Raw genomic sequence first — 24350 nt, forward strand, 5'->3', positions numbered from 1 at the left:
ACTTTGATAATTCCGCAACTGATCGTTGTCAGCGGCGGTAGCACTAAAACGCTTGGCTGTTTAATGGGGGCGGCTTGACGAATTTCAAGCCTGCTCATCAATAGATGGCGGCGCTTCGGCCGGTGCCTTGCTGACCACCACCATCGCGGGGCGCAGCAGGCGACCGTTAAGCAGATAGCCCTTCTGGAACACCTTGAGCACACTGTTAGGCTCGACATGGGTGCTTTCCTGCAGTGCCATGGCCTGATGGTGCTCAGGGTTGAACGGCGCACCATGCGGGTCGAGCGCCTCCAGTTGGAAACGCTTGAGGGTGTCGTGGAACAGCTTAAGCGTCAGCTCCATGCCTTCACGAACCGACTTGATCGCCTCATCGTCCGGGCTCGACAATTCAAGGCCGCGCTCCAGACTGTCCACCACCGGCAGCAGGTCGTTGGCGAATTTCTCCAAGGCGAACTTATGCGCTTTCTCGACATCCTGCTCAGCGCGGCGGCGCACATTCTGCAAGTCGGCAGCCATGCGCAGCGACTGATCCTGCGCAGCGGCCAGTTGCTCTTCCAGCGTTTGCACGCGGGCAACCAGATCATCACCCGCAGCCGCGTCGGCAGCTGTTTGTACGTCGGGGTTCTGCGTATCCAGGGTCTGTTCGTCAGCCATGCGTTTCTCCTCATGAAATTCGACGCGAGCCTCAACTCGCGTGCCTGAGCGTTATATGGGGCCAAAAATTGTGGTTTCAAGGACCGCAGACGGATTGTCAGCCCATCAAAAAACACTGTATAAATAACCAGACATGAACTTGGGAGACCCTCGCCATGCTGGTGCACCTGTCCGTACACAACTACGCCATCGTTGAACACCTTGATTTAGAACTGGACGCTGGCATGAGCGTGATCAGCGGTGAAACCGGCGCCGGTAAATCGATCATGCTCGACGCCCTCGGCCTGACCCTGGGTGATCGCGCCGATAGCGGCGTGGTGCGTCCTGGTGCGGACAAAGCGGACATCCTCGCCAGCTTTGACCTGACCGATATCCCTGAAGCCCGCGCCTGGCTGACCGAACGCGATCTGGACAATGACGGCCCATGCATCCTGCGCCGTGTAATCACCGCCGAAGGCCGCTCACGCAGCTACATTAACGGCGCCCCCTGTCCGCAAGGCGACCTCAAGGCCCTGGGCGAACTGCTGATCGACATCCACAGCCAGCATGAACACCAGTCGCTGCTCAAGGCCGACACCCACCGCCGCCTGCTCGACGAATACGCCGGCAGCCAGGAACTGGCGCGCCAAGTGCAACTCGCGGCACAACGCTGGAAGCAGACCAAGAATGAACTGGAGCGGGTTTCCAGCATCGGCGACGAACAGCGCGCGCGCCACCAATTGCTCAGCTATCAACTGGAAGAACTCGACAACCTGGCCCTCGGCGAAGACGAACTTGAACAGCTGGAACAGGAACACAAGAACCTGACCAACGCCGAAAGCCTGCTCAGCGCCTGCCGTCTGGTAATCGAACAATGCAGCGATAATGATGCCGGCAACGTGCTGTCCGCCCTGACCGGCAGCCTGAATCGCCTCAGCGCCTTCCAGGGCCAACCCGGCGCATTGAGCGAAGCCACCAACCTGCTGGCCAGCGCACAAATCCAGGTAGAAGAAGCCGTCAGCGAACTGAACCGTTTCCTTGATCATTTCGACGCCGACCCTGAACGCCTGCGCCAGATGGAAGAGCGCCTGGACGCGATCTACACGCTGGCGCGCAAGCACCGTATCCAGCCCAGCGAACTAGGCGCCATGCAGCAGCAACTGTTCGAGGAGCTGGAAAGCCTCAATGCCGACGACCAGGCCGCCGAACGCCTGAGCGACGAACTGGCCGCCTTCGAACGGCATTACCAGGAAAAAGCAGCGGAACTCAGCACCCTGCGCAACAAGGCCGCTAGTCAACTGGACAGCGCGGTCGAGCTGGAAATGCAAACCCTCGGCATGCCCGGCGGGCGCTTCACCATCAAGCTAACGACCCACACCAACAGCGAGCCACAGCCTAACGGCCTGGAGCAACTCGAGTTTCTGGTCAGCGCCAACCCTGGACAACCGCTGAAAGCCCTGGCCAAGGTCGCCTCGGGCGGCGAGCTGTCGCGCATCAGCCTAGCGATTCAGGTAATCACCGCGCAAACCTCGCGGGTGCCCACCCTGGTATTCGATGAAGTCGACGTCGGCATTGGCGGCCCCACCGCCGAAGTGGTCGGTCAGCTATTGCGCCGCCTCGGCGAACGCGGGCAGGTACTGACCGTCACCCACCTGCCGCAAGTCGCGGCACAAGGGCATCAGCACCTGTTCGTGCACAAAGTGCGTGAAAGCGATGCCACCCGCACAGCAGTGAGCAAACTGAGCCCTGCGCAGCGGGTCGAGGAAATCGCGCGCATGCTCGGCGGCGTCGATCTCACCGAAGAATCCCTGGCCCACGCGCGACAGATGGTCGGCAGCGCCCAGGCCTGATCGAACCGCGCAATGCAAAAAGGCGACCCTAGGGTCGCCTTTCTCATACCAGCAGCAATCAGCTTTTCTTGCGCACGTACAGCACAAGGTTGTGATCGACCAGCTCGAAACCGTGCTCTTTGACGATCTCTTTCTGACGCTTCTCGATCTCAGGATCAAAGAACTCGATCACCTCACCCGAGTCGACGCACACCATATGGTCGTGGTGCCCGCTATCAGCCAGTTCAAATACCGCATGACCGCCATCAAAGTTGTGGCGCACCACCAGGCCTGCGGCTTCGAACTGAGTCAGTACACGGTAAACAGTGGCCAGGCCAACATCGTCGCCCGCCTCCATCAAAGATTTGTAAACGTCTTCTGCACTCATATGGCGCTGACCGGCAGAGTCGAGCATTTGCAGAATCTTGACCCGTGGCAGGGTCACTTTCAGGCCAGCCTTGCGTAGTTCGCTATTTTCAACCATGGTCTGCTTTCTCGCGGAAGCGGCTTCGCAGCTTCCCTTATTGCGGGTATGATCCGGGTTTATGTTGCCCAGCCAAGATAGTGGAAGTCACCCTCCGATGCAAAAAACCAAGCTCCTGCTGACCAGCCTCACCCTTACGGGGCTACTCGCACTCGCCGGTTGTTCATTCCCCGGGGTTTATAAAATCGACATTCAACAGGGCAATGTCGTCACGCAGGACATGATAGACCAGTTGCGACCAGGAATGACCCGCAAACAAGTGCGGTTTATCATGGGCAACCCGCTGCTGACTGACACCTTCCACGCCAATCGCTGGGACTACCTCTACAGCATCCAGCCCGGCGGCGGCCAACGCCTGCAGGAGCGCGTCAGCGTCAACTTCAATGCTGACGACCAACTGGTGGGCCTGTCCGGTGATTTCATGCCGGGCGTCAGCCGTGACCAGGCCATTCTCGGTGAAGACAGCGGCGTGACAACCCCGCAAACCACCCAACAGCCAGCCGCCGAAGAAAAACCGGCGCCCGGCTCACTGCTTGAGCAGATTCAACGCGAAGTGGACGACGTGAAAGTTGTTCCAGTACCCGTCCCCGAGCCCCTGGAAAGCACACCGCAGTAATATTTGCTCATACAAAAAGCCCGGACATATCCGGGCTTTTTCGTTTCAGGGCAACCTGTTCACTACTCAGCTTCCACCGTCTTCAGCCCTGGCCTGCGCCGCCTTGGCCGCGCGCTGCTTGCGCACCTCTTTCGGATCAGCGATCAGCGACCGATAGATCTCCACCCGTTCACCGTCTTCCAGAATCCGCTCATCGGGCTTGCTGACGGCCTTACCGAAGATCCCGAGCGGGCTGTTCTGCAGGTCCAGCCCAGGGAAATGCGCTTGCATACCGGACTGCAGGGCTGCCTGGCGAACCGTGGTGCCGTGAGGCAGGCTCAGGCGCAGCAGTTTCTGCTTGTTGGCCAGGGCATAAACCACCTCGACCACGATATTTGGCTTATCCATAGAGTTGCTTGGCCCTCTGGCAGAAGGCATCCACCAGCGTATTGGTGGCCTGATTAAACAAGGGACCCAGCGTCGCCCGCACCAACGGCCCAGCGTAATCGAACGTCAGGTCCAGACTGATCTTGCAGGCTTTGTCACCCAGCGCCTTGAACTCCCACTGGCCATACAACTGGGTAAACGGCCCTTCAACCAGGCTCAGTTTGATCGACTCACCAGGCACCAGGGTATTGGCCGTGACGAAGCGCTGGCTCAAGCCACCCTTAGCCACCGCCAGACTGGCGCGCATGTGAGTTTCGCTGACATCCAACACCTCACTGGACGAACACCAGGGCAGGAACTGCGGGTAGCTCGCCACATCGTTGACCAGATCAAACAAAGCCTGGGCCGGATAAGGCAGCAGCGCCGAACGCTGAATATGAGTACTCATAACGCAACCACGTTAATTAACAGGGGGCAGGCGATCATTTGCTCAACTCTGCGACGAATACGATCAACATACCGATAGGCGCGACCACACGGATCAACCAGTACACCAGGCTGAACAGCAGCGGCATCATGATGCGCAGGCCGCGCTCAAGACCGACCACCACGCCACGAACAATGACAAAACCGGTCAGCAGCATGAACAGCATGTGCCACTGCGTCAGCCGCCACAGGTCAGCCGTCAGCGCACCAAACGCCGCGCCGGCAGCGTCCGCACTGACGCCGGTAAACTGCCCGCGCCCCATGTTGAGGATGTAATCAAGCGACCAGCCGGCCACCACGCTGTAAAAGGACAGGATCAGCAGCGCAGCGATCATGCCCATCAGCGCGACCCAAGACCCCTTCGGTGAGGCCCACGATTCGATGGCAAGGGACTTCAGGGTGTTCACCGGGCTCTGCCGGCCACGGCGACCAATCAGGGTTTCGGCCAGCAGGATCGGCAAATCAACCATAAAGATGCACACCAGGTACATCATGACGAAGCCCCCCACCGTACATGCCGGTCATATAGGGGAACTTCCAGATAGTACCCAGGCCTACTGCCGAACCGGTTGCCGCCAGAATAAACACCCAAAGGCTGGCCCTGGCGCCGAGAATCGAGACCTTGTCGTTCGCCATATTCTGCTAGTCCGCTCAACTGGAAAAGATCGCGCATTGTCGGGGATTCACCAGGGCGGCTCAAGCACAGCCGACGCCAAGTGGCGCGCAAGCACGTTTGCTGTGTCACGCACATAGCGCACGCGCCAGTGACTCCCTATAATGCGCGCCCTATGGCTAAACAAAAGAAACATCCGCAAGGCACCATCGCGCAAAACAAGAAGGCGATGCACGACTACTTCGTCGAATCCAGGTTCGAGGCTGGCTTGGTCCTGTCCGGCTGGGAAGTGAAGAGTCTGCGCGCCGGCAAGGCTCAACTGGTCGACAGCTACGTGCTGCTCAAGGACGACGAGGCCTGGCTGATGGGTTGCCACATTACCCCCCTGAAAACCGCCAGCACCCACGTGATTGCGGACCCCACCCGCACCCGCAAGCTGCTGCTGAACAAGCGCGAACTGGACAAGCTGTTTGGTGCCGTGCAGCAAAAAGGCTATACCTGTGTGGCCATGTCGCTGTACTGGAAGGCGCACCTGATCAAGTGCGAAATTGCCCTGGCCAAGGGCAAGAAGGACTTTGACAAGCGCAATACCGAGAAAGAGCGCGACGCTGACCGCGAAGTACAGCGCGCCATGCGCAGCAAAGGCAAAGACGAGTAAATCGACCCTGCACTCGCAAAAACGCCCCGCACATGCGGGGCGTTTTCGTGACAGCACCGGGGCTAGCGCAGCTCGCTGAAAGCCAGCTTCACCCCTAGTCCTACCAGCACCGCCCCCATCATGCGATCAAACCAGTGGCCCAGCCGCGCAAACCCGGCACGCACCCGCTGGTGACTGAACAACTGAGCCACCATGCAAAACCACAGCGCCGTAGCCACCGCCAGATAAACCCCATAACCCGCCTGCACCGGCAGCGGCGTGTGCGGATTGATCACGACGGTAAACAGCGACAGGAAGAACAGCGTGGCCTTGGGGTTCAGCCCATTGGTCACAAAGCCCGCAACAAAGGCGGCACGCGGCGAGCGCTCGCCTTCATCCAGGCTCAACTCGGCATCGCTCGGGCTTGCCGGTTTGGCCCGCAATGCGCGAATGCCGATGTACAGCAGATAAGCCGCCGCCAGCCACTTCAGGGCGTTAAACAACACAATCGACTGCGACACGATCAAGCCGATACCCAACAGCGAATAGGCCACATGGATGAAAATTCCGCAGCCCACACCAAGCGCACTGAAGATGCCGGCGCGCCGCCCGTGCGCCACACTCTCACGCACCACAATCGCGAAATCAGGGCCAGGGCTGGCCACGGCCAGCAGGTGGATCAGGGCCACAGCTAAAAACTCGGTCCAGTACATGGGGCAGCTCCGCGACGTCGAAATGATTCTGTTAGGCTCGCCACCTTACTCCCCGCCCAAACCCGCAGGATAGATACAGCTGATGAGTAACAGTCACCGCGCGGTCTTTCTCGACCACCGTTCACTCGACCTAGGCGACCTTGATTTATCCAGCCTGAGCGCCTGCTTTAATGGCCTGCTGCTGTATCCGCACAGCACACAGGCGCAAACCATCGAACGTCTGCAAGGCGCACAGGTAGCGATCAGCAACAAGGTACCGCTGGATGCCGAGGTGTTTGCCGCATGCCCGGAGCTGAAGCTAGTTTTGGTGGCCGCCACTGGCACCAACCCGATTGATCTGGCCGCCGCCCGCGCCCATGGCGTCAGTGTGTGCAATTGCCAGGGTTACGGCACGCCCTCGGTGGCGCAACACACCCTGATGCTGCTATTGGCGCTGGCCACACGCCTGCCCGATTACCAGCAGGACGTTCGCGCCGGCCGCTGGCAACAGGCACAGCAGTTCTGCCTGCTCGATTACCCTATCGTCGAACTGCACGGCAAAACCCTCGGCCTGCTCGGCCATGGCGAACTGGGTGGTGCAGTCGCCAAACTGGCCGAGGCCTTTGGCATGCGCGTGCTGCTCGGCCAGCTGCCTGGCCGCCCTCCTCGCGCCGACCGCGTGCCGCTGGATGAACTGCTGCCCCAGGTCGATGCCCTGACCCTGCATTGCCCACTGAACGACCATACCCGCAACCTGATCGGCGCCCGTGAACTGCACCTGATGAAACCCACCGCTTTCCTGATCAATACCGCCCGCGGCGGCCTGATCAACGAGCACGCTCTGGCTGAGGCACTGCGCGCCGGCCACCTGGGCGGCGCAGCCACCGATGTACTAACCCAGGAGCCGCCAAAAGACGGTAACGTCCTGCTCGCTGCCGACATTCCACGTTTGATCATCACCCCGCACAGCGCCTGGGGCAGCCGTGAGGCAAGGCAACGGATCGTCGGTCAACTCAGTGAAAACGCTTTGTCCTTCTTCAACGGCACGCCCATGCGCGTTGTCAGCTAAGCTACGCGACTTTTTTCAAGGAGCGCTTATGGACCCGCGAAGCGAAGTACTGCTGCGCCAGCCCGATCTATTCAACGGCCCGCTGCTGCTTGCCGGCTTGCCGGCGGATGACTTGCTCGGTCAACTCCCCGAGGCCCACGGCTGGAGCTGGCATGCCGGCGAACACGCATTGCTGGACGCCCGCTTCAGCACTCGCTGCCACTTTGACACCCAGCCCGGCGAACGCGAATTCCAGGCAGCCGTGCTGTTTCTGCCGAAATCCCGCGAGCTGACCGAATACCTACTCAATGCCCTGGCGGCGCGCCTGAATGGCCGCGAACTGTTTCTGGTCGGTGAAAAGCGTGCCGGCATTGAGCGCGCCGCCAAGCAGCTGGCTAACTTCGGCCAAGCACGCAAGCTCGACAGCGCGCGGCACTGCCAGCTCTGGCAGGTACGAGTTGAGCACGCACCCGCCACGCCGGATCTGCACAGTTTGGCGCAACGCTACGAACTGGCCCTGGCCGACGGTCCACTGCAGGTACTCAGCCTGCCAGGCGTATTCAGCCATGGCCGCCTGGACGTTGGCAGCGCGCTGCTGCTTGAGCATCTCGATGGCTTGCCAAGTGGACATATTCTGGATTTCGGCTGTGGCGCCGGCGTACTCGGCGCGGCGCTGAAACGCCGCTACCCGGACAGCCAGATCACCCTGCTGGACGTGGACGCCTTCGCCGTCGAAAGCAGCCGTCTGACCCTTGCCGCCAATAGCCTGCAGGCTGACGTGATCAATGGCGACGGCATTGATGCCGCGCCCACGGGGTTGAGTGCGATCCTCAGCAACCCGCCCTTTCACCAAGGCGTGCACACTCACTACCAGGCCACCGAACACCTGCTGCGCCAGGCCAGCCTGCACCTGGCCAGCAAAGGCGAATTGCGCCTGGTGGCTAACAGCTTTCTTAGATACCCACCGCTGATCGAACAGCACCTCGGCCCCTGCCAGACGCTGGCCGACGCCAAGGGATTCCGCATCTACCAAGCCCGCAAAAGCTAAACGGGACTTGCCCTATCACGGATGCGCGGGCAAAATGCGCGCGTCCTAGGGGAGTAGTCTCCCGCGAGCGCCAGCTCGCCCGGCACGCGTCAACACACTTGCTCAGCAGAGCATGGCGCGTGCGACCCAAGGCCCACTCAGAGGGGCCTGCGGTTTGACAAGACCTATGACACGCACACCTTACCCGGGGCGGGAAGGCTGTACGTGTCATAGCCATGTCGACCCGCCCCTTTAGGAAAGCCTGATGCTCGAATCCCTGTTTGTCCCCACCTTTATCGTTGCCCTCGCCGAAATTGGCGACAAGACCCAACTGCTGGCCTTGCTGCTGGCTGCGCGTTTTCGCAAACCCTGGCCCATCATCTGGGGCATTGTCGTCGCGACCCTGGCCAACCACTTTGCCGCCGGCGCGATCGGCAACTGGGTTGCCAGCTTCTTTTCCCCGGCCACCTTGAGCTGGATCCTCGCCGCCAGCTTTGTCGCCGTGGCCCTATGGACCCTGATTCCCGACAAACTGGACGACGACGAAAGTTCCAGTTTCAAACGCTACGGCCCATTTTTGACCACGCTGATTGCCTTCTTCCTGGCGGAAATGGGCGACAAAACCCAGGTGGCCACGGTGATGCTCGCGGCGCAGTACCCACATTTCATTCTGGTGGTCATCGGCACCACGCTGGGCATGCTGATCGCCAACGTCCCTGTGGTTCTGGCGGGAAATTTTGCCGCCGAGCGCCTGCCACTGACCCTGATTCGTCGGCTGGCCGCCTGCGCCTTTGCTGCGCTGGCCGTCTATGCGGGGTTTCAGGCGTTGAAATTCAGCGGATTAATTTGACATCGCTTTGACGCCATATCGCTGGCGTTTCGGCCAATACCCCAGTTCGCTGGCGGCTGTACAGTGCGCAACATCCTGCTCACTCAGCCGTCAGGGAGATACGCATGTCACTGGATGATCGGAAAAGGCTTGTTCGCCATCATATTGACCTGTCGTGGAACAAGGGCCGTACCGCGCTCGCCGAGCAAATGCACAGCCCGGACTTTCTCTACAAAAGCTCATTCATCGGTCGACCGCTGTCCAGCGCCGCCTTCGCCCAAATGGTGCAGGACATCCGCCATGCCATGCCGGACCTGCAAGTGGTGATCGAGGAGTGCATCGCCGAGGGCAATAAGGTAGTGACCTGGAGCACCCTGATTGGCACCATCGAGAAGCCCGCGCTAGGTTATCCACCCAGCGACAAGGTGCTGAGCATCTCTGCCATGGCATTTTGGACGCTTACACCGAGCAATGAAATCCAGGAAATCTGCACCATGTTCGACATGGAAAGCTTCCGCGCACAACTCGGTTTGGCCAGCCAACCCTTTGCAGACAAGGCGCTACCCTGAACCTTCAAGCGAGACAAAAAACACCCCCATCGGGGGCGTTTTCCTTAACGCAAGTTAGCGCGCCTGTTCATACAGCGGCATGACCTTGGGAATCGCCGCCTGCAATGCTGCAATCCGGCTGCTGGAAGACGGGTGCGTACTCATGAATTCAGGCGGCGCACCTTCGCTGGCAGCAGCCATCTTCTGCCACAAGCTGACGGCAGCATTGGGGCTGTAACCAGCCCGTGCAGCCAACTCCAGACCAATCAGATCAGCTTCGTTCTCATTGCCACGGCTATTGGGTAGCGTCAGACCATACGTCACCGCAGCATCCGCCAGGGCCATGGTATCGGAACCCAGGCCGAGCAAAGCACCCGCCCCCTGCTTCGTCAGCTCTATACCATAGGCCTTGGACATCGCCTCGCGGCCGTGTTCGCGCAGCGCATGAGCTATTTCATGCCCCATGATTGCGGCAATCTCATCGTCGCTGAGCTTTAGCTTCTCGATGATCCCGCTGTAAAAAATGATCTTGCCGCCCGGGCCACAGTTGGCATTTAGCTCAGGACTTCGGATCAGGTTGACTTCCCACTGCCACTGCGCGGCGTCAGGACGGAACAGCGGCGCCTGAGCGATCAGCCGGTCAGCAATGGTGCGCAGACGTTTGGCGTTTTTACTGGTCTTATCCAGCGCGCCCTGACTCGACGCTGCGCTCAACGTCTGCTGATAGGACTGCGCATACATCTGGTTGACTTCTTGGGTCGACAACATGCTGAACATGTACTGCTTGCGCTCGACACCCACAGCGCCACCGCTGGTGGTATTAACAGCCTGACAGGCTGTCAGCAGGCCACAGAGCCCGAAACTGGCCAGGCGAATTAGAGTGTTCATGTCAGTTCTCCTTCACGACAGCGTCGTATGCTAGGCCGCGCAGTGGCGCAACACAACCCGAGCGACTTGCACGATATCCAGCACGGCGCTTAGCTAATTGAAGATACCGACTAATGCTTTGTGATTGGACGGCCGATACACCAAGGACAGGTGCAACCTATGCGTTGAGGAGTCCCTATGCGCTTCAAGTCAATCCAGTTTTCTGTCGTAACCCTGGCAGGCGCCAGTATTCTTGCGGTAGTGGTCGCACTGGTGCTGTATGCCTTGTTCGCCGGCGCTCGAACCCAGAGCCTGGTTCAGGAACGCACACAGAGCCTTTTGGAAGAGGTTATCGATCAACGCCTGGTCGCCCTGGCCGAAGCCCAGGTAGGCGAGCTGCAGCGCCAGTTCGAACACCCCATGATCGTTGCCAAGGCCCTGGCCACCCTAAACAGTCGCATGGGCACCAACAGTGACGGTACGACCGCCCTCAGCCTGAGCCGGGATGAGTTGAGCAACCTGGTCGGCGAGTACCTTAGGGCCAACCCCGAGCTGCTCGACTTCTACATTGGCTGGGAAGCCAACGCCTTCGACCAGGACGATGACTTGTATGCCGGCCAGAAGGAAAATGGCTATGACAGCAGCGGACGTTTCATGCCCTGGTGGTATCGCGACGGAGACCAACTGAAGCGGGAAGCGCTCACGGCCGAGCAAATGGAAAGTGAAAAACTGCTGCCAACAGGCGTACGCGAAGGGGAATACTACCTATGCACCAAGGCCAGCAAACAACCCTGCGTGATTGACCCAGCCTCCTTCGACTTCGGCGGTAAGCAAGTGCTGGTGGCATCATTTAACGCACCAATTGTGGTCAATGGGCAATTCAAGGGCGTTGTGGGTAACGACCTAGCCCTCGACTTTATCCAGAGCCTGCTCAATACCGCCAAGAGCAAACTCTACGCAGGCGCTGGCGAACTGGCACTTGTCGCAGCCAACGGCACCCTCATTGCAGCCACCAAAGATGCCAGCCTGATTGGCAAACCAGCCAGCAACTTGCTGGACAATGACCTGCTCACGCAACTCAAACAAAGCAGCACCGAACAACCCATCAATCGACTCGACGAAGAACGTCAGGTATTTCAGTTACTCCTGCCGTTCAAAGTAGCGGGCACCTCGACCCGCTGGACGCTGGCTATAGAGCTGCCGACCAGCGCAGTTTTTGCCGACCTGAACAAGCTGCAGAACGGCCTCGCGGAACAGGCCGAAGAAGACACACTGGGCATGACTCTGGTGGGCTTGCTCGTTGCAGGCGCAGGCCTGCTGGTGATCTGGTTTGTTGGTTATGGCATCGCCCACCCCTTGCGGCAGATGGTGGTGATGCTGGATGACATCGCCCAGGGCGACGGCGACCTGACCAAACGCCTGCAAGTCGACCGAACGGATGAGCTTGGACAGATAGCCAATGGCTTCAATACCTTCCTCAACAAACTGCAGAATATGATCAGCAACGTGGTCAGTTCAGTACAGAAGGTCAGCGACTCCTCCGAATACACCGCCGACATCGCCATCCGTACCAACCAGGGTGTCCAGAAGCAAATGGCGGAAATCGAGTTGGTCGCCACTGCGGTGCATGAGATGACGGCTACCGCTCAGGACGTCGCACGCAACGCCACCCATGCCGCAGAAGCGGCCAACAACGCCGACCAATCAGCAAATCAGGGCAAGCAGACGGTGCAACTCACGGCCGATGCAATTGCAGCTCTTGCTCAGGAAATCGGCCGGGCGGTGAACGTGGTACAGACGCTGGCCAAGGACAGCGAAAACATCAACGCCATTCTGGTGGCTATCCGCGGGATTGCCGAGCAAACCAACCTGCTCGCCCTCAACGCAGCTATTGAGGCCGCACGCGCCGGCGAACAGGGGCGAGGCTTTGCCGTGGTCGCCGATGAGGTGCGCAACCTGGCGCAGAAGACGCAACAAGCCACCGAAGAAATTCAGGCCATGATCCAACAGCTGCAGCAAGGTACGCGTGATGTGGTCAAGGTCATGGAAGACAGCCAGAGCAAAACCCAGATAAGCGTGCAACAGGCCAGCCAGGCAGCCATAGCACTGGATGCAATCACACAAGCGGTATCGGTGATCAACGACATGAACACGCAGATTGCCAGCGCCGCCGAAGAGCAAAGCGCCGTGGCTGAGGATATCAACCGCAATGTCACCAACATCGGACAGGTGGCCAATGAGGTCGCCGGTGGTGCTGATGAAGCCAGTCAGGCCAGCGCCGAATTGACCAAACTGGCCGAGCAGCAGCGCCGTCTGATCAATCAGTTCAGAGTCTGATCAGGCATAGAAGAACAGGGCGGACAACTGAGCAAATCGCCCTTTCTCTTCAAAGAAGGCAATTTATGCAGGCGTGAGGCACTCCGGCGCATCCAGTTTTGGATCGTTGACCAAATTGGCCAACACCCGCTCACGCAACTGGGGCTGTGGACTGGCCAGCAATGCCAAAGCCTCGGCCGGCGAAGTAGCGGAGTCCAGCCAGGCGGCCTGCGCGGCCTCATTAAGCATCAGCGGTCGGCGCTGACTGGCCGCTGCCTGCGTCACCACAGCCACGCTCAGGTAGACATGCCCTTCGACCGGATATGCTTCCCACAGGGCAGCAAAGTGCAGCAACGGCACCCCGTCACCACTCAACCAATACGGCCGTTTGCGCGCCGCTCCCCGCCATTCATAAAAACCATTGGCCGGCAGCAAGCCGCGACGCAGGCGAAACGCCTCACGAAACATCGGCTGTTCGGATAGAGTCTCGGCACGCGCCTGGGCCGGGGTCTTGGTCAGGTCCGTCAACCAAGGTGGCGTCAGCCCCCAACGTGCGCGCGTCAACTGCCGCTCGCCCTCGACGCTGCGCAACAACAACACCTGACTGTTGGGCGAAATGCTCCAGTGCGGTAACTGATCAGCAGGAAAACCGGGAATCGCCGCAAAGGCAGGCGTCCAACGGAACAGGGCGTAACGTCCACACATGGGAAACTCGACAACACTTCAAGGAAAGGACCGCAAGGCAGGCGTTCAACAGAGCAAAGTACCCTGAATACTCTCCGGCTCATCACCGGGCAGCGGCAGCGCGGCATTGTACGCGGCGATTAACTGTTGTGCGCTGTGCGCCTGCGCGTCTTCTACCAATACGCCGAGCAGTCCGCATGCCGGCAACTCGCCCACAGCGCCTGTGAGATGCTGCCCGGTCAGGTAGGCGTCAATGCCCTCACTGGCCAACATACTCAGCAGCAACTCACCTTCCATCAGGTCCCGCGGCTCATAAATACGCTGCATCAGTCATTCTCCCCGCGCACATCCAGGTTCCAATCCTGACCATCAGTCTGCAGCGAAAACACGATAGGCCGGCAGCACACCGGACAATCTTCAATGTACTGCTGATCACCCGCTGACAGATCAAGCAGCGCTTCCACCTGCTCGCCACAATAAGGGCACTGATAGCCCTCGCTTTCCAGCATCGCAGTCTCCTTGTGACTTGGGCGTATAATTACCGGTCTATAGCTGGCCCTGCAGTCGAACAGCGGTATTGCTGTGCCGCATCAGCGGGGCCATAAGCACTTCCGCCGCCACCTACAACAAGAGAGCATGATGGGCGAATTCGATACCATCCGACCTTACGCCGATGCCGAAGTACCTGCCGTTCTGGCACGCCTGTTGGCGGACGATGCGTTTCTCGACATCCTCACTCAATTTCGCTTTCCACGCCTGGCTGCATCTTTGGGCTGGCTGCTTAAACCACTTATAGCCTATCGACTGCGTCTTGAGTTCCGTGATGTGAAGTCGGTGACGCAATTGCAGACGCGCATCGAGAGTTATGTCGACCGCACCATTGAGCGCGCCACGGATGGAGTGACTTACTCCGGCATCGACCACCTGCAGGCCGGCCAAGCTTATCTGTTCCTGGCCAACCATCGCGATATCGTCATGGACCCGGCATTCGTCAACTACGCGGTTTATCATGCAGACCTGCCAACACCGCGTATCGCCATTGGCGACAACCTGCTGCAGAAGCCCTTCGTTAGCGACCTGATGCGCCTTAACAAGAGCTTCATCGTGCACCGTTCAATCAGCGGGCGACGCGAGAAACTCGCCGCTTACCAGCTGCTGTCGGCGTATATCAACCACTCGATCCGCACTGACGGCGAGTCGATCTGGATTGCCCAGGCCGAAGGCCGCGCCAAGGATGGTGATGACCGCACCGATTCGGCAATCCTCAAGATGTTCCATATGAGCCGCAAGGACGAACCCTTCGCCGACGTGATCAACGCGCTGCGCCTGACGCCAGTATCGATCAGCTACGAATACGACCCCTGCGATCAGGCCAAAGCCCGCGAGCTATTTATTCGCGCCAGCAGCGGCAGTTATACCAAGGCCGCCGGCGAAGATGACCAGAGCATCGCCCTCGGCATCACCGGTTACAAAGGCCGCGTGCACGTGCACTTCGGTACGCCGGTGAGCCAGGGCCTGGAGGACAGCAAACTGCTGGCAGCGGAAATGGACCGACAGATTCTCACCGGCTACCGGTTGTTCCCCGTGCATTATCTGGCCTACGCCATGTGGGCAGACCGCGACACGGCGCTGGCGGTGCCGAATGCCGCCGAGCTGTTCCCTGCCGAAGAGCTGCGTACCGCACAAGCCGAGTGGCAACGCCGCCTGGACAACTGTCCGATTGCGCAGCAGCCCTACCTGATCCTGCAATACGCCAACCCAGTGCGTAACCAATACCGGATCAAGGCTGGCCTGCCACTTTAGGCCAATCGGAGTCATAAAAAACGGCAGCCATTGGCTGCCGCTTTTTATGGCCTGAACAATCGAATTACAGCTGGGTGCTCAGCCAAGACAGCAACAAGGCAGCCCCCAGGCAGGCATGGCCAAAGCGATAAAAAAAACGATTCAGCCGCAGTGTCGGCTCATCAAAGGCATATGCCTCATCCGCCAGTTCATTCAGCTGATTGTCCGCCAGTAACCGCGCCTGGGCACGCTGCTCGCGCATACGGGTAGCCAGTAGCAACCACGCCCCCGCCAGGGCGAAAAACAGCGCCAGTCCATTCACACACTGCCCAGGCTGACCTTCGATCAGCAACCAGAGCGCTTGCAACGACATGCTCGACCTCAACTTCTATAAGGCATGCGATCAATGTCGCGCCTGATTATCAGCACACCCGATGCAGTATCGGGCTGTCCAAATACGGGCGCGGAGTCTACCGAAGGTTGCCGCCCTCGCGGTTCGATTCCGACGAATCGCAGCCACTATGACTAAGCGGTCTAAACACTGTCATTTGTGTGAGCTATGGTCTAACACTCGTCCCTACGCCTCGGCCAAAAAGGCTTGGCGCAGAGAGACAGGCCTTAAAATCCATGGAGGATCACCCTATGCTGCACGCCCAACCGCAAGACCGTGATTACCTGATTGATTCGCTGGATGACGTGGAAGCCGTCATCGACGGACTGTCTTTCAATGTGCAAGACGACCACTGGCTGGTGTACTGCGCCATGGGAGGTCACGAGCATTACGCCCTGCCCGACGTGGATACGCGCACCGGCATGAGTCTGCCGGAGTTCTACAGCGAAGCTGCCTGAAGCCTCGAATTGGACAAGCCAGATACGAAAAAGCCCGGAACAGTCCGGGCTTTTTCATCAACGCCGATCAGCCTTACTGAGCGAGCATCTGGCCGATGGTCGGATCCTTGAAGGCACGGGTCAGGGCATCACTCAACACGTCACTGACCAGCTTGGTGTTGGTTGCCTGGTTTGGCGCCATGCCAAAGCGCTGATTCAGCGAAGCACCATAACGGCCACTGTAACGGCGGCTGCTGTTCTGCACATCAACCCGGAAGGTGGCAGTCATGTCGGCTTCAGTGACATACAGCCCTTCTTTCGGCGACTGGTATTTCAAATCAGCCAGAGTCAGGGTCAGTTGCGGTGCATTGTAAGCATTAGCGCTCGGGGTAAAGCCGAGCAGACGTACAGCCGCCTCAGCCTGAGCCTGCAGCTTGGGTAAGATGTCCTGGCCAGTCACGCTGATGGCGCTGGTTTCCGGGTAAAGGCCACCACGGGTACCCAGTACAGGCGATGGACGACCATCGGTCACCCGCACCACAACCGGCTGGCCCTGACCAACGGCGGTCAGCGGGCTGTTGAGTTTGGGTTGTGGGCTGAGTTGTTGCGGGCTGTGGGCGCAACCCACCAGAGTAAGGCTGGCAACAGCCACCAGACCAAACAGCAGACGATGCAGCATGCTCAACGCTCCATAAATGAGGGGTAGAAGTGGTGCGCAGTATAACCAGCACGGAAAATGCCCGACAGCGCTGCTTTCAGGGTCTGTTGCTATTTCTCGGGGCAACACGGCTCACGATGAAACGGCACAGTCCCTATGACGTTTATCGCGCTAACAGGTTCCCGTAACGCCCTTGTCATGCGCGTCAGGCATAAGACTTTAGTCTTCCCTGTTCGTGAGTGATTCGCCATGTTCTCACTGCGCAACCTGCTCGCCCCCCGCCGCCCGATGCGCTCATTTGCCCTGGTCGATGCACAAGGTATCTGCCGCGCCCTGCGCCAATCAGCCCAGACGCCACAAGGCTCCGGCTGGATTGAAGTGCAACACAGCTGCCTGAGCTGGCTCAATCGCCCCCTGCCAGCCGGAGTCAAAACCGTACAAGTCACGCCATGCCTGCGTTTGCAACAAACGCTGGCAGCCTGACCGGCGGAAGAAGAAAAGTCACGCCAGGCGATCAATTTTCCTGCTTTGCCCTTATAATCGCGCCCCGATTATAAGGACGCCTCCTGTTCGGGCCTTGCCGTATCGCTGATGCTCCATTGCACCAGCTCCGCCCCAGAGAGTCGCCCACTTCGCGCTGCCTTCCGGCTGCTGCTTACTCCCACGTAAAGCGCCTGCAATCGCTGCATGGCCGTTCTATGTCGTAGAGAAGCGTGCCCAGCAGACGTGTTTTGAGGTTCACGACTCCAAAAGAGCGTGGAAGAACGGTTTGGAAAACTTCACAAGAGTGTGGCGAAAATGAACGATCTCGCGGTTGGCATCTGCTTCCAGAAGCCTGCTTCCCTCAACCCTGAGCGTCTCGGCTGCTGATCGGCTGTGTTCACACAAGCTAACTAACGTCTTTTGAGTGCTGGTTTGCGGAGAAGTGGTAATGACGCAGAACGATTACGAAACAATGGATGTGGTGCTGGTGGGTGCCGGCATCATGAGTGCGACCTTGGCCGTACTGCTGAAAGAGCTCGACCCGGCGATCAAGCTGGAAGTGCTCGAGATGATGGAAGCCGGGGCGGTTGAAAGCTCCAACCCCTGGAACAACGCAGGCACCGGTCATGCTGGCTTGTGCGAGCTGAACTACACACCGGAATCGGCGGACGGTTCGATCGACATCAAAAAGTCGGTGACCATCAACACCCAATTCGAAGAGTCCAAGCAGTTCTGGGCCTACCTGGTCGAGAAAGGCCGCTTCGGTTCACCCAAATCGTTTATCAACTCGGTTCCGCACCTCAGTTTCGTGCGCGGGCAGAAAGGTATTGATTACCTGAAGAAGCGCTTCCAGGCGCTGACCGTGCACCATGCCTTTGCGCACATGGAGTACACCGAAGATCACGCCACGCTGGCCGAGTGGATGCCGCTGATGATGCCAGGGCGTGATCAGCAGGAGCCAATCGCTGCAACGCGCGTCATGGCCGGTACCGACGTCAATTTCGGCAACCTGACCACGAGCCTGCTCGCGCATCTCGGTCAGCAAGCCGATGCCAAGGTCACCTGCAAACAGAAAGTGGTTGGCCTCAAGCGCAGCGGCCAAGGCTGGCGGGTCAGCGTCAAGGACCTGCAGAGTGGTAACAACCGTGAAATCCAGGCCAAGTTCGTCTTCCTCGGCGCCGGTGGCGCGGCTCTGCCGCTGCTGCAGATGTCCGGCATTCCGGAGGGCAAGGGCTTCGGCGGCTTCCCGGTCAGCGGTCAGTGGCTGCGTTGCGACAACCCGGACGTGGTCAAGCAGCACCAGGCTAAGGTCTACAGCCAGGCCGCGGTGGGTTCGCCGCCCATGTCCGTGCCCCACCTGGACACCCGCGTGGTAGACGGCAAGACCTCGCTACTGTTCGGCCCATATGCCGGCTTCACCACCAAGTTCCTCAAGCGCGGTTCGTTCCTTGACCTGCCGCTATCGATCCGCTTCAACAACATCGGCCCGATGCTGGCGGTGGCGCGCGACAACTTCGACCTGACCCGCTACCTGGTCAAGGAAGTGCTGCAGTCCGAAGCTCAACGTCTGGAAACCCTGCGTGGCTTCTACCCGCTGGCCAAGGCCGAGGATTGGAGCTTGGAAATCGCCGGTCAACGCGTGCAGATCATCAAGAAGGACGCCAAGAATGGCGGTATCCTGCAGTTCGGTACTGAACTGGTGGCCGCTCAAGACGGCTCCATTGCTGCTTTGCTCGGTGCCTCACCAGGTGCCTCGGTGACCGTATCAATCATGCTCGACCTGATTCAGCGCTGCTTCGGCGAACAGCTCAAGACAGAACAGTGGAGCCGCAAACTGAACGAGATCTTCCCAGCTCTGGGGGCCGTTCTAGCCAAGGATGCCGAGCGCTATCGCGACGTGCAGCGCCGTTCGGATGTCCTGCTGCAATTGACGCAGAACGTCAGCGCCTAATCCACCCGCTCAAAAAAACCGCCTTCTGGCGGTTTTTTTAGAGGCGCTGAACGATGAGAAATTCAAGCGGACGCGGCCATCGGCCGGAAACTGAAGTAGTGGCGTAAAGCATCGACCATCTCGACATAGTCACCCGGCGGCGCCACCAGAGAGAAACCTGAGTCATAGCACCCGGGCGTCACATCTTCACGGCACCACTGGCAGGTGGCCGAGAAGTCGACGTAGTGCGGTGCATCATGCCCAGGAATTTTCAAACGCATGTCAAAACGCGCACCCACCAACATGGGCAACTGGCTGATCAGCAACATGCCATCCAATGAGACGTTCCCGATGTAGCCCATAGGCTTATCGGTGATGCGATTGAACACCTTCAGGTAGTAAGGCAGCTGGTGACGCTCAATGCGGCGCTGAACATGCTTAGGCATAGTGGCAAATCGCTATAGATGGCCACTGAGTATGGCCTCACTACTGCGTGTAAACCAGATTCAGGAACAGCGTTCGGCAATCTGACGTTGAAGTTGCTGACGAGCGGTATCTATTTGCTGGTCACTGTAATATTCACGCTCACCATTGGCAGCGGTACGGTAATAGCTGAAACCCTCAGGAATATTGCCCAACCGACTGCGCAGATCCTGGCATTCGGCAGCACGCTTACTCTGACGTTCGGCGGCCTCGGCTGAAGCCTGCGCCTGCTCGTCACGGCGGGCATCAAAGAAACGGCTGGTGCGCTCTTCGCGCTCACGAGTCAACTGATCGCGCTCGACCACCTGCGGCTTGACCTCAACCTGCTGAGCGCCGGGTGCCGGACGCTGGCTGAAATGCACCTGGCCATTGGCATCGGTCCAGCGATAGATCTCAGCCATCGCCAAACCCGGCAATAACATCAGGCTCAACAAAATACGCATGGACTCCCTCCCGTAAACCTCAGCTTACTGCCGAGAATAGCCGCGCCAATCCTGTAACGACCAGCGGTCAGGGCTTGACCGGATTGACCTTGACGGCCACATCAACGCTGTCATGCCCCAATTGGCGCAGAGTATCCATGCGCGCGCGGGCCCGGTAAGCATACTCACTGGCTGGGTAGTGGGTAACGATGAACTGGTAGGTCTGCATGGCATCGACAAACAATGCCTGACGCTCCAGACACTGGCCGCGTAGCAGAGAAATTTCCGGCTGCATGTAACGTCGCGAGCGGCTGTTGCGCTCCGCCTTAGACAGCGAGAGCATGGCCGCTTCACATTCGCCGCGGTCATAGGCCTCATAGGCGCTGTTGAGGTGATGATCAAACGTATAGCGGTTACAGCCAGCCGCCCCCAACAGCACCAGTACAACTAACAGAATGCGCATAAGCCTCTCCTCCGATGAGCAGTGTATCGACTGGCCGGATAAATTCTGCAGCAACATATCCTCTGATGGGTAATGCCGCCAGCCACTTGGCCACAGTGGACCTGCCTGACTAGACTGGCGCACACCGGCCCTGCGCCCAGGAGTTCTCATGCCGTTATCGTTCCGCCTGCCGCTGCTGCTATGTGCCGCTCTGTTAAGCGCCTGCTCGCCCACCACACCGCTGTTTATCGCACAGATCACCACCAACGAGGTGGTTGAATACAAAACCCTGAAGAACAACCGCATGCTTGCCGCCATCGAGGATGAAGGCGACCTGCTGACCTACAGCGCTCAGGCCATTCGTGATGCCAAAAGCGAGCAGGCCGAGCAGCTATACCTCACCGGGTACCGCGATGAGAAGCTCAGCGACGAAGTGCGGGCTATCTCGCTTTACCAGATCGGCCTGCTGTACATGAACCGCTTCAACGAGCAGCGCGACGATAACAAGGCACTCAACTACTTCTACCAGGTGCTCAATCAGTTCCCCGCCAGCCGGGCTGCCGAGCGGGCTGAAGCCCGGATTGTGATGATTCGTGAACGCGCCAATGAACCTGTACACAAGACCTCACGCGAGCTGCTTGCACACTGGAAGCCCAACCAGCAACTCGATTTGTACAAGCCCAGCCTTGATACCGACATGACGCTGCTGTCGCGCCGCGCCGTACTGAAAAACCGCGTTAGTGAAGCCGAAGAGCTGTATCTGTTAGCCCTGAGCGACCCTGGTATCCCCGCAGACATCAAAGAGAAAGCCCTCTACCAACTCGGCCTGATGTACTTGGCCCCGGATAACCCGCAGGCCAATCGCGACAAATCCATTACCTACCTGCGCCGCCTACTGGTGCAATTCCCCAATAGCGACCTGAACACCAAGGCCGCCCGTCATCTGGATCAGGCGCTCAACCGATAAGAACCTGTTTACGATCTGGCGAGCTAGAGAGCGGCAAGACGCTACGCTAGCAACCGCCAACGGCTAGTCAAAACAGGCGAGAAACGTAGCGCAGCGTAGTAACAGCCAACGGCTGACCCATAGGGTGAGCTCAGAGTGTACGAGCTGTACATAAGCATTACTCGCTTCGCTCACCCAGCGGGTCGCGCTAAAGCGCGTTAGCCGCAAACGGCTTGCCGAGCCGACGTTTAACGCAGCAGGGCCGACGCGCAGCAGATCGTATATAGGTTCTGGTAGTGCAGAGGAACAATGACTACAGAGAGGCGGCATAGTAGCCTCGCGCACAGATGCCAATCAGGAGCCTGTGCATGACCTTCCGCCGTACCAAAATCGTCGCCACCCTCGGCCCCGCCAGCAACAGCCCCGAGGTGCTTGAACAACTGATCATCGCCGGTCTGGATGTTGCCCGCCTGAACTTCTCCCACGGTTCGCCCGATGAGCACAAAGCCCGCGCCGCATTGGTGCGTGATCTGGCCGCCAAGCACGGTCGCCACGTGGCCCTACTGGGCGACCTGCAAGGGCCGAAAATCCGCATCGCCAAGTTCGCCAACAAGCGGATCGAACTCAAACTGGGCGACCGCTTCACCTTCTCCACCAGCCACCCTCTGACGGCCGGCACGCAAGACATCGTCGGCATCGACTACCCGGATCTGGTCAAAGACTGTGGCGTCGGTGACGAGTTGCTGCTTGATGATGGCCGTGTGGTGGTGCGCGTGCTGGAAGCCACTGCCGATGCCCTGCACTGCGAAGTGATCATCGGTGGCCCGCTCTCCGACCACAAAGGCATCAACCGCCGGGGCGGCGGCCTGACGGCGCCTGCACTGACCGAGAAAGACAAAGCCGATATCAAACTCGCCGCCGAGATGCAGTTGGATTACCTGGCCGTGTCCTTCCCGCGCGATGCCGACGACATGCACTACGCGCGCAAGTTGCGTGATGAGGCGGGCGGTACGGCTTGGCTGGTGGCCAAGATCGAACGCGCCGAAGCCGTGGCCGACGACGAAACCCTCGACGGTTTGATCCGCGCCAGTGATGCGGTGATGGTGGCCCGTGGTGACCTGGGCGTGGAAATCGGCGACGCCGAACTGTGCGGCATTCAGAAGAAAATCATCCTGCACGCGCGCCGCCACAACAAGGCAGTGATCACCGCGACGCAGATGATGGAGTCGATGATCCAGAACCCGATGCCGACCCGCGCGGAAGTCTCCGACGTAGCCAACGCCGTGCTCGACTACACCGATGCCGTGATGCTCTCGGCGGAAAGCGCCGCCGGTGCCTATCCGCTGGAAGCGGTGCAGGCCATGGCGCGCATTTGCCTGGGCGCGGAAAAGCACCCCACCAGCAAGAAATCCAGCCACCGCATGGGCACCGAGTTCGAGCGCTGTGACGAAAGTATCGCCCTGGCTGCCATGTACACCGCTAACCACTTCCCAGGTGTGAAGGCGATCATTGCGCTGACCGAAAGTGGCTACACGCCGCTGATCATGTCGCGCATCCGCTCTTCCGTGCCGATTTTCGCCTTCTCTCCGCACCGCGAAACCCAGGCACGTGCAGCCTTGTTCCGCGGCGTCTACACCGTGCCGTTCGACCCCGCTGCCCTGCAACCGGCCGAGGTCAGCCAGGCCGCAGTAGACGAATTGCTCAAGCGTGGCGTGGTACAGGCCGGTGACTGGGTGATCCTGACCAAAGGCGACAGCTACCACACCATCGGCGGCACCAACACCCTGAAGCTGCTGCATGTGGGTGAAGCACTCGTTTAACTGCTTCGCTGCAACGCAAAAGGCCGCTCAATCGAGCGGCCTTTTTGTTTGCCTCAACGCCTCAGGCGAACTTGCTGAAGTCCGGCGTGCGCCGCTGCATAAAGGCAGTCAGCGCCTCGATGGCCTCCGGCGAGCGCAAGCGCTGGCCGAACAGCGCACCCTCCTCCTCGATCACCCTTCGCAGTTGCTCGCGATCCGGCGCACGCATCAGGCGTTTGCTGTCCGCCACTGCCGAAGGGGCCAGGCGTTCGAAGGCATGAGCCATTTCCCGAGCTTTGGCCAGGGTTGCCTCACCACTGTCCAGCGCCTGATTGGCAATGCCCCAGGCGGCCGCCTGTTCGCCGGTAAAGCTCTGCCCGAGCAGCAGCAACTCGGCAGCGCGGGCATGACCGAGCAGACGCGGCAGAATCAGGCTTGAGCCGTATTCAGGGCACAAACCGAGGTTGACGAAGGGCATCTTCAAGGTGGCATCACGGCTGACATACACCAGGTCGCAGTGCAACAGCATGGTCGTGCCAATGCCCACTGCCGGGCCGTTAACGGCGGCCACCACGGGTTTACTGAACGCGAACAGCGCCTGCATAAACTGGAACACTTCGCTGTTCAGCCCGGTGGGCGGCGCCTTGATAAAGTCGGCGACATCATTGCCGCTGGTAAAACAGTTCTCACCACCGGTGATCAGCACGGCACGCACACTGTTATCCTGATCGGCCTGCACCAGCACTTCGGCCAAGCCGCTGTACATGGCGCGGGTCAAGGCATTCTTCTTGTCGGGGCGGTGCATGCGCAGGGTCAGCAACCCTTGCTCACGCTCAACCAGCAGGTGCTCGCTCATCATCACTCCTCACGGCAGGCCACCCGCGCGCTGAAAACCTGAACGG

28 protein-coding genes, 3 pseudogenes and 1 riboswitch are annotated in these 24350 nt (G+C 59.4%); of the genes and pseudogenes, 15 read left to right on the forward strand and 16 right to left on the reverse strand.

Annotation, left to right across the window (positions count from 1 at the left end; all coding sequences use genetic code 11):
* Positions 1 to 84: 84 nt before the first annotated feature.
* Positions 85 to 657, reverse strand: a pseudogene (gene grpE / locus OU997_RS02785) (nucleotide exchange factor GrpE); the annotation flags it as partial.
* 152 nt (positions 658 to 809) lie between these two features.
* Here grpE and recN point away from each other — a divergent pair.
* Positions 810 to 2483, forward strand: a complete 1674-nt coding sequence (gene recN, locus OU997_RS02790) for a DNA repair protein RecN (RefSeq protein ID WP_267808860.1) — start codon at positions 810 to 812, stop codon at positions 2481 to 2483.
* A gap of 58 nt (positions 2484 to 2541) precedes the next feature.
* Here the strand turns inward: recN and fur are convergent, their stop codons facing one another.
* Positions 2542 to 2946, reverse strand: coding sequence for a ferric iron uptake transcriptional regulator (gene fur, locus OU997_RS02795; RefSeq protein ID WP_108488865.1), 405 nt, complete (start codon positions 2944 to 2946; stop codon positions 2542 to 2544).
* Between the two features lie 97 nt (positions 2947 to 3043).
* Between fur and OU997_RS02800 the strand changes: the two genes are divergently transcribed.
* Entirely contained in the window at positions 3044 to 3562 is a 519-nt protein-coding gene (locus tag OU997_RS02800; RefSeq protein WP_108488866.1) for an outer membrane protein assembly factor BamE, read from the forward strand.
* 66 nt (positions 3563 to 3628) lie between these two features.
* Here OU997_RS02800 and OU997_RS02805 read toward each other — a convergent pair whose 3' ends face one another.
* The 3 genes and pseudogenes from OU997_RS02805 to OU997_RS02815 all read right to left on the reverse strand — a co-directional run.
* The gene (locus tag OU997_RS02805; protein WP_108488867.1) at positions 3629 to 3949 is read right to left on the reverse strand and encodes an RnfH family protein; all 321 of its coding nucleotides are present in this window, start codon (positions 3947 to 3949) and stop codon (positions 3629 to 3631) included.
* Complete coding sequence (locus tag OU997_RS02810) at positions 3942 to 4376, reverse strand: type II toxin-antitoxin system RatA family toxin (protein WP_108488868.1); 435 nt, start codon at positions 4374 to 4376, stop codon at positions 3942 to 3944. Before OU997_RS02810 ends, OU997_RS02805 begins: the two co-directional genes overlap by 8 nt.
* 91 nt (positions 4377 to 4467) lie before the next feature.
* Positions 4468 to 5050: pseudogene (locus OU997_RS02815) on the reverse strand (sodium-dependent transporter); the annotation flags it as partial.
* 152 nt (positions 5051 to 5202) lie between these two features.
* Here OU997_RS02815 and smpB point away from each other — a divergent pair.
* Complete coding sequence (gene smpB, locus OU997_RS02820) at positions 5203 to 5685, forward strand: SsrA-binding protein SmpB (protein ID WP_108488869.1); 483 nt, start codon at positions 5203 to 5205, stop codon at positions 5683 to 5685.
* A gap of 62 nt (positions 5686 to 5747) precedes the next feature.
* Here the strand turns inward: smpB and OU997_RS02825 are convergent, their stop codons facing one another.
* Positions 5748 to 6377: a LysE family translocator gene (locus OU997_RS02825; protein ID WP_108488870.1), complete on the reverse strand. Its 630-nt coding sequence runs from the start codon at positions 6375 to 6377 to the stop codon at positions 5748 to 5750.
* Positions 6378 to 6459: 82 nt separating this feature from the next.
* Between OU997_RS02825 and OU997_RS02830 the strand changes: the two genes are divergently transcribed.
* From OU997_RS02830 to OU997_RS02845, 4 genes are all read left to right on the forward strand, one after another.
* On the forward strand, positions 6460 to 7425 hold the full coding sequence (locus OU997_RS02830) for a 2-hydroxyacid dehydrogenase (RefSeq protein ID WP_108488871.1): 966 nt from the start codon (positions 6460 to 6462) through the stop codon (positions 7423 to 7425).
* Positions 7426 to 7453: 28 nt separating this feature from the next.
* Positions 7454 to 8452 (forward strand): class I SAM-dependent methyltransferase, encoded by a 999-nt coding sequence (locus OU997_RS02835; RefSeq protein WP_267808863.1) that lies wholly within the window; start codon positions 7454 to 7456, stop codon positions 8450 to 8452.
* A 30-nt stretch (positions 8453 to 8482) separates the two neighbouring features.
* A riboswitch (yybP-ykoY riboswitch) is annotated at positions 8483 to 8688 on the forward strand.
* Positions 8689 to 8696: 8 nt separating this feature from the next.
* Positions 8697 to 9281 carry a TMEM165/GDT1 family protein gene (locus OU997_RS02840; RefSeq protein ID WP_267808865.1) on the forward strand — a complete coding sequence of 195 codons (585 nt, stop codon included), beginning with the start codon at positions 8697 to 8699 and terminating at the stop codon, positions 9279 to 9281.
* 104 nt (positions 9282 to 9385) lie between these two features.
* Positions 9386 to 9829, forward strand: a complete 444-nt coding sequence (locus tag OU997_RS02845) for a ketosteroid isomerase-related protein (RefSeq protein ID WP_108488874.1) — start codon at positions 9386 to 9388, stop codon at positions 9827 to 9829.
* Positions 9830 to 9883: 54 nt separating this feature from the next.
* Here OU997_RS02845 and OU997_RS02850 read toward each other — a convergent pair whose 3' ends face one another.
* Positions 9884 to 10696, reverse strand: coding sequence for a M48 family metallopeptidase (locus OU997_RS02850; protein WP_108488875.1), 813 nt, complete (start codon positions 10694 to 10696; stop codon positions 9884 to 9886).
* 1257 nt (positions 10697 to 11953) lie between these two features.
* Between OU997_RS02850 and OU997_RS20920 the strand changes: the two are divergent.
* Together OU997_RS20920 and OU997_RS20925 are read left to right on the forward strand one after the other, a co-directional pair.
* A pseudogene (locus OU997_RS20920) lies at positions 11954 to 12154 on the forward strand (HAMP domain-containing protein); the annotation flags it as partial.
* A gap of 114 nt (positions 12155 to 12268) precedes the next feature.
* Positions 12269 to 13012 carry a methyl-accepting chemotaxis protein gene (locus tag OU997_RS20925; RefSeq protein WP_371920669.1) on the forward strand — a complete coding sequence of 248 codons (744 nt, stop codon included), beginning with the start codon at positions 12269 to 12271 and terminating at the stop codon, positions 13010 to 13012.
* A gap of 63 nt (positions 13013 to 13075) precedes the next feature.
* On the opposite strand, the gene OU997_RS02860 is transcribed toward OU997_RS20925, so the two are convergent.
* Genes OU997_RS02860 through OU997_RS02870 form a run of 3 tightly spaced genes read right to left on the reverse strand, consistent with a single transcriptional unit; the run spans position 13076 to position 14184 of the window.
* Positions 13076 to 13696, reverse strand: coding sequence for an SOS response-associated peptidase (locus OU997_RS02860; RefSeq protein WP_108488877.1), 621 nt, complete (start codon positions 13694 to 13696; stop codon positions 13076 to 13078).
* Positions 13697 to 13741: 45 nt separating this feature from the next.
* Entirely contained in the window at positions 13742 to 14002 is a 261-nt protein-coding gene (locus OU997_RS02865) for a putative signal transducing protein (protein WP_108488878.1), read from the reverse strand.
* Positions 14002 to 14184 (reverse strand): CPXCG motif-containing cysteine-rich protein, encoded by a 183-nt coding sequence (locus OU997_RS02870; protein WP_108488879.1) that lies wholly within the window; start codon positions 14182 to 14184, stop codon positions 14002 to 14004. The genes OU997_RS02865 and OU997_RS02870 overlap by 1 nt, the downstream gene beginning before the upstream one ends.
* 130 nt (positions 14185 to 14314) lie before the next feature.
* On the opposite strand from OU997_RS02870, the gene OU997_RS02875 reads away from it, so the two are divergent.
* On the forward strand, positions 14315 to 15478 hold the full coding sequence (locus OU997_RS02875; RefSeq protein ID WP_108488880.1) for a 1-acyl-sn-glycerol-3-phosphate acyltransferase: 1164 nt from the start codon (positions 14315 to 14317) through the stop codon (positions 15476 to 15478).
* A 64-nt stretch (positions 15479 to 15542) separates the two neighbouring features.
* Here the strand turns inward: OU997_RS02875 and OU997_RS02880 are convergent, their stop codons facing one another.
* Positions 15543 to 15830 carry a hypothetical protein gene (locus OU997_RS02880; protein ID WP_108488881.1) on the reverse strand — a complete coding sequence of 96 codons (288 nt, stop codon included), beginning with the start codon at positions 15828 to 15830 and terminating at the stop codon, positions 15543 to 15545.
* Positions 15831 to 16099: 269 nt separating this feature from the next.
* On the opposite strand from OU997_RS02880, the gene OU997_RS02885 reads away from it, so the two are divergent.
* A complete protein-coding gene (locus OU997_RS02885; RefSeq protein WP_108488882.1) occupies positions 16100 to 16306 on the forward strand; it encodes a hypothetical protein in 207 nt (68 codons plus the stop codon).
* Between the two features lie 73 nt (positions 16307 to 16379).
* Here the strand turns inward: OU997_RS02885 and OU997_RS02890 are convergent, their stop codons facing one another.
* Positions 16380 to 16964, reverse strand: a complete 585-nt coding sequence (locus OU997_RS02890) for a YajG family lipoprotein (RefSeq protein WP_108488883.1) — start codon at positions 16962 to 16964, stop codon at positions 16380 to 16382.
* Positions 16965 to 17192: 228 nt separating this feature from the next.
* On the opposite strand from OU997_RS02890, the gene OU997_RS02895 reads away from it, so the two are divergent.
* Together OU997_RS02895 and mqo are read left to right on the forward strand one after the other, a co-directional pair.
* On the forward strand, positions 17193 to 17426 hold the full coding sequence (locus OU997_RS02895) for a hypothetical protein (protein WP_267808867.1): 234 nt from the start codon (positions 17193 to 17195) through the stop codon (positions 17424 to 17426).
* Between the two features lie 448 nt (positions 17427 to 17874).
* Positions 17875 to 19377: a malate dehydrogenase (quinone) gene (mqo, locus tag OU997_RS02900; RefSeq protein WP_108488885.1), complete on the forward strand. Its 1503-nt coding sequence runs from the start codon at positions 17875 to 17877 to the stop codon at positions 19375 to 19377.
* 62 nt (positions 19378 to 19439) lie between these two features.
* On the opposite strand, the gene OU997_RS02905 is transcribed toward mqo, so the two are convergent.
* The 3 genes from OU997_RS02905 to OU997_RS02915 form a co-directional block, all read right to left on the reverse strand.
* Entirely contained in the window at positions 19440 to 19802 is a 363-nt protein-coding gene (locus tag OU997_RS02905; RefSeq protein WP_108488886.1) for a PilZ domain-containing protein, read from the reverse strand.
* Between the two features lie 60 nt (positions 19803 to 19862).
* On the reverse strand, positions 19863 to 20282 hold the full coding sequence (locus OU997_RS02910) for a DUF4124 domain-containing protein (protein WP_108488887.1): 420 nt from the start codon (positions 20280 to 20282) through the stop codon (positions 19863 to 19865).
* A 67-nt stretch (positions 20283 to 20349) separates the two neighbouring features.
* Complete coding sequence (locus OU997_RS02915; protein ID WP_108488888.1) at positions 20350 to 20724, reverse strand: tetratricopeptide repeat protein; 375 nt, start codon at positions 20722 to 20724, stop codon at positions 20350 to 20352.
* Between the two features lie 148 nt (positions 20725 to 20872).
* Here OU997_RS02915 and OU997_RS02920 point away from each other — a divergent pair, with 148 nt between their 5' ends.
* Both OU997_RS02920 and pyk read left to right on the forward strand, forming a co-directional pair.
* The gene (locus OU997_RS02920) at positions 20873 to 21670 is read left to right on the forward strand and encodes a tetratricopeptide repeat protein (RefSeq protein WP_267808871.1); all 798 of its coding nucleotides are present in this window, start codon (positions 20873 to 20875) and stop codon (positions 21668 to 21670) included.
* A 347-nt stretch (positions 21671 to 22017) separates the two neighbouring features.
* Positions 22018 to 23469: a pyruvate kinase gene (gene pyk / locus OU997_RS02925; protein WP_108488890.1), complete on the forward strand. Its 1452-nt coding sequence runs from the start codon at positions 22018 to 22020 to the stop codon at positions 23467 to 23469.
* 61 nt (positions 23470 to 23530) lie between these two features.
* Here the strand turns inward: pyk and OU997_RS02930 are convergent, their stop codons facing one another.
* Complete coding sequence (locus OU997_RS02930; protein ID WP_108488891.1) at positions 23531 to 24304, reverse strand: enoyl-CoA hydratase; 774 nt, start codon at positions 24302 to 24304, stop codon at positions 23531 to 23533.
* Positions 24305 to 24350: the final 46 nt, after the last annotated feature.

It is taken from the genome of Pseudomonas sp. SL4(2022), assembly GCF_026625725.1.
Classification (GTDB): Bacteria; Pseudomonadota; Gammaproteobacteria; order Pseudomonadales; family Pseudomonadaceae; genus Aquipseudomonas.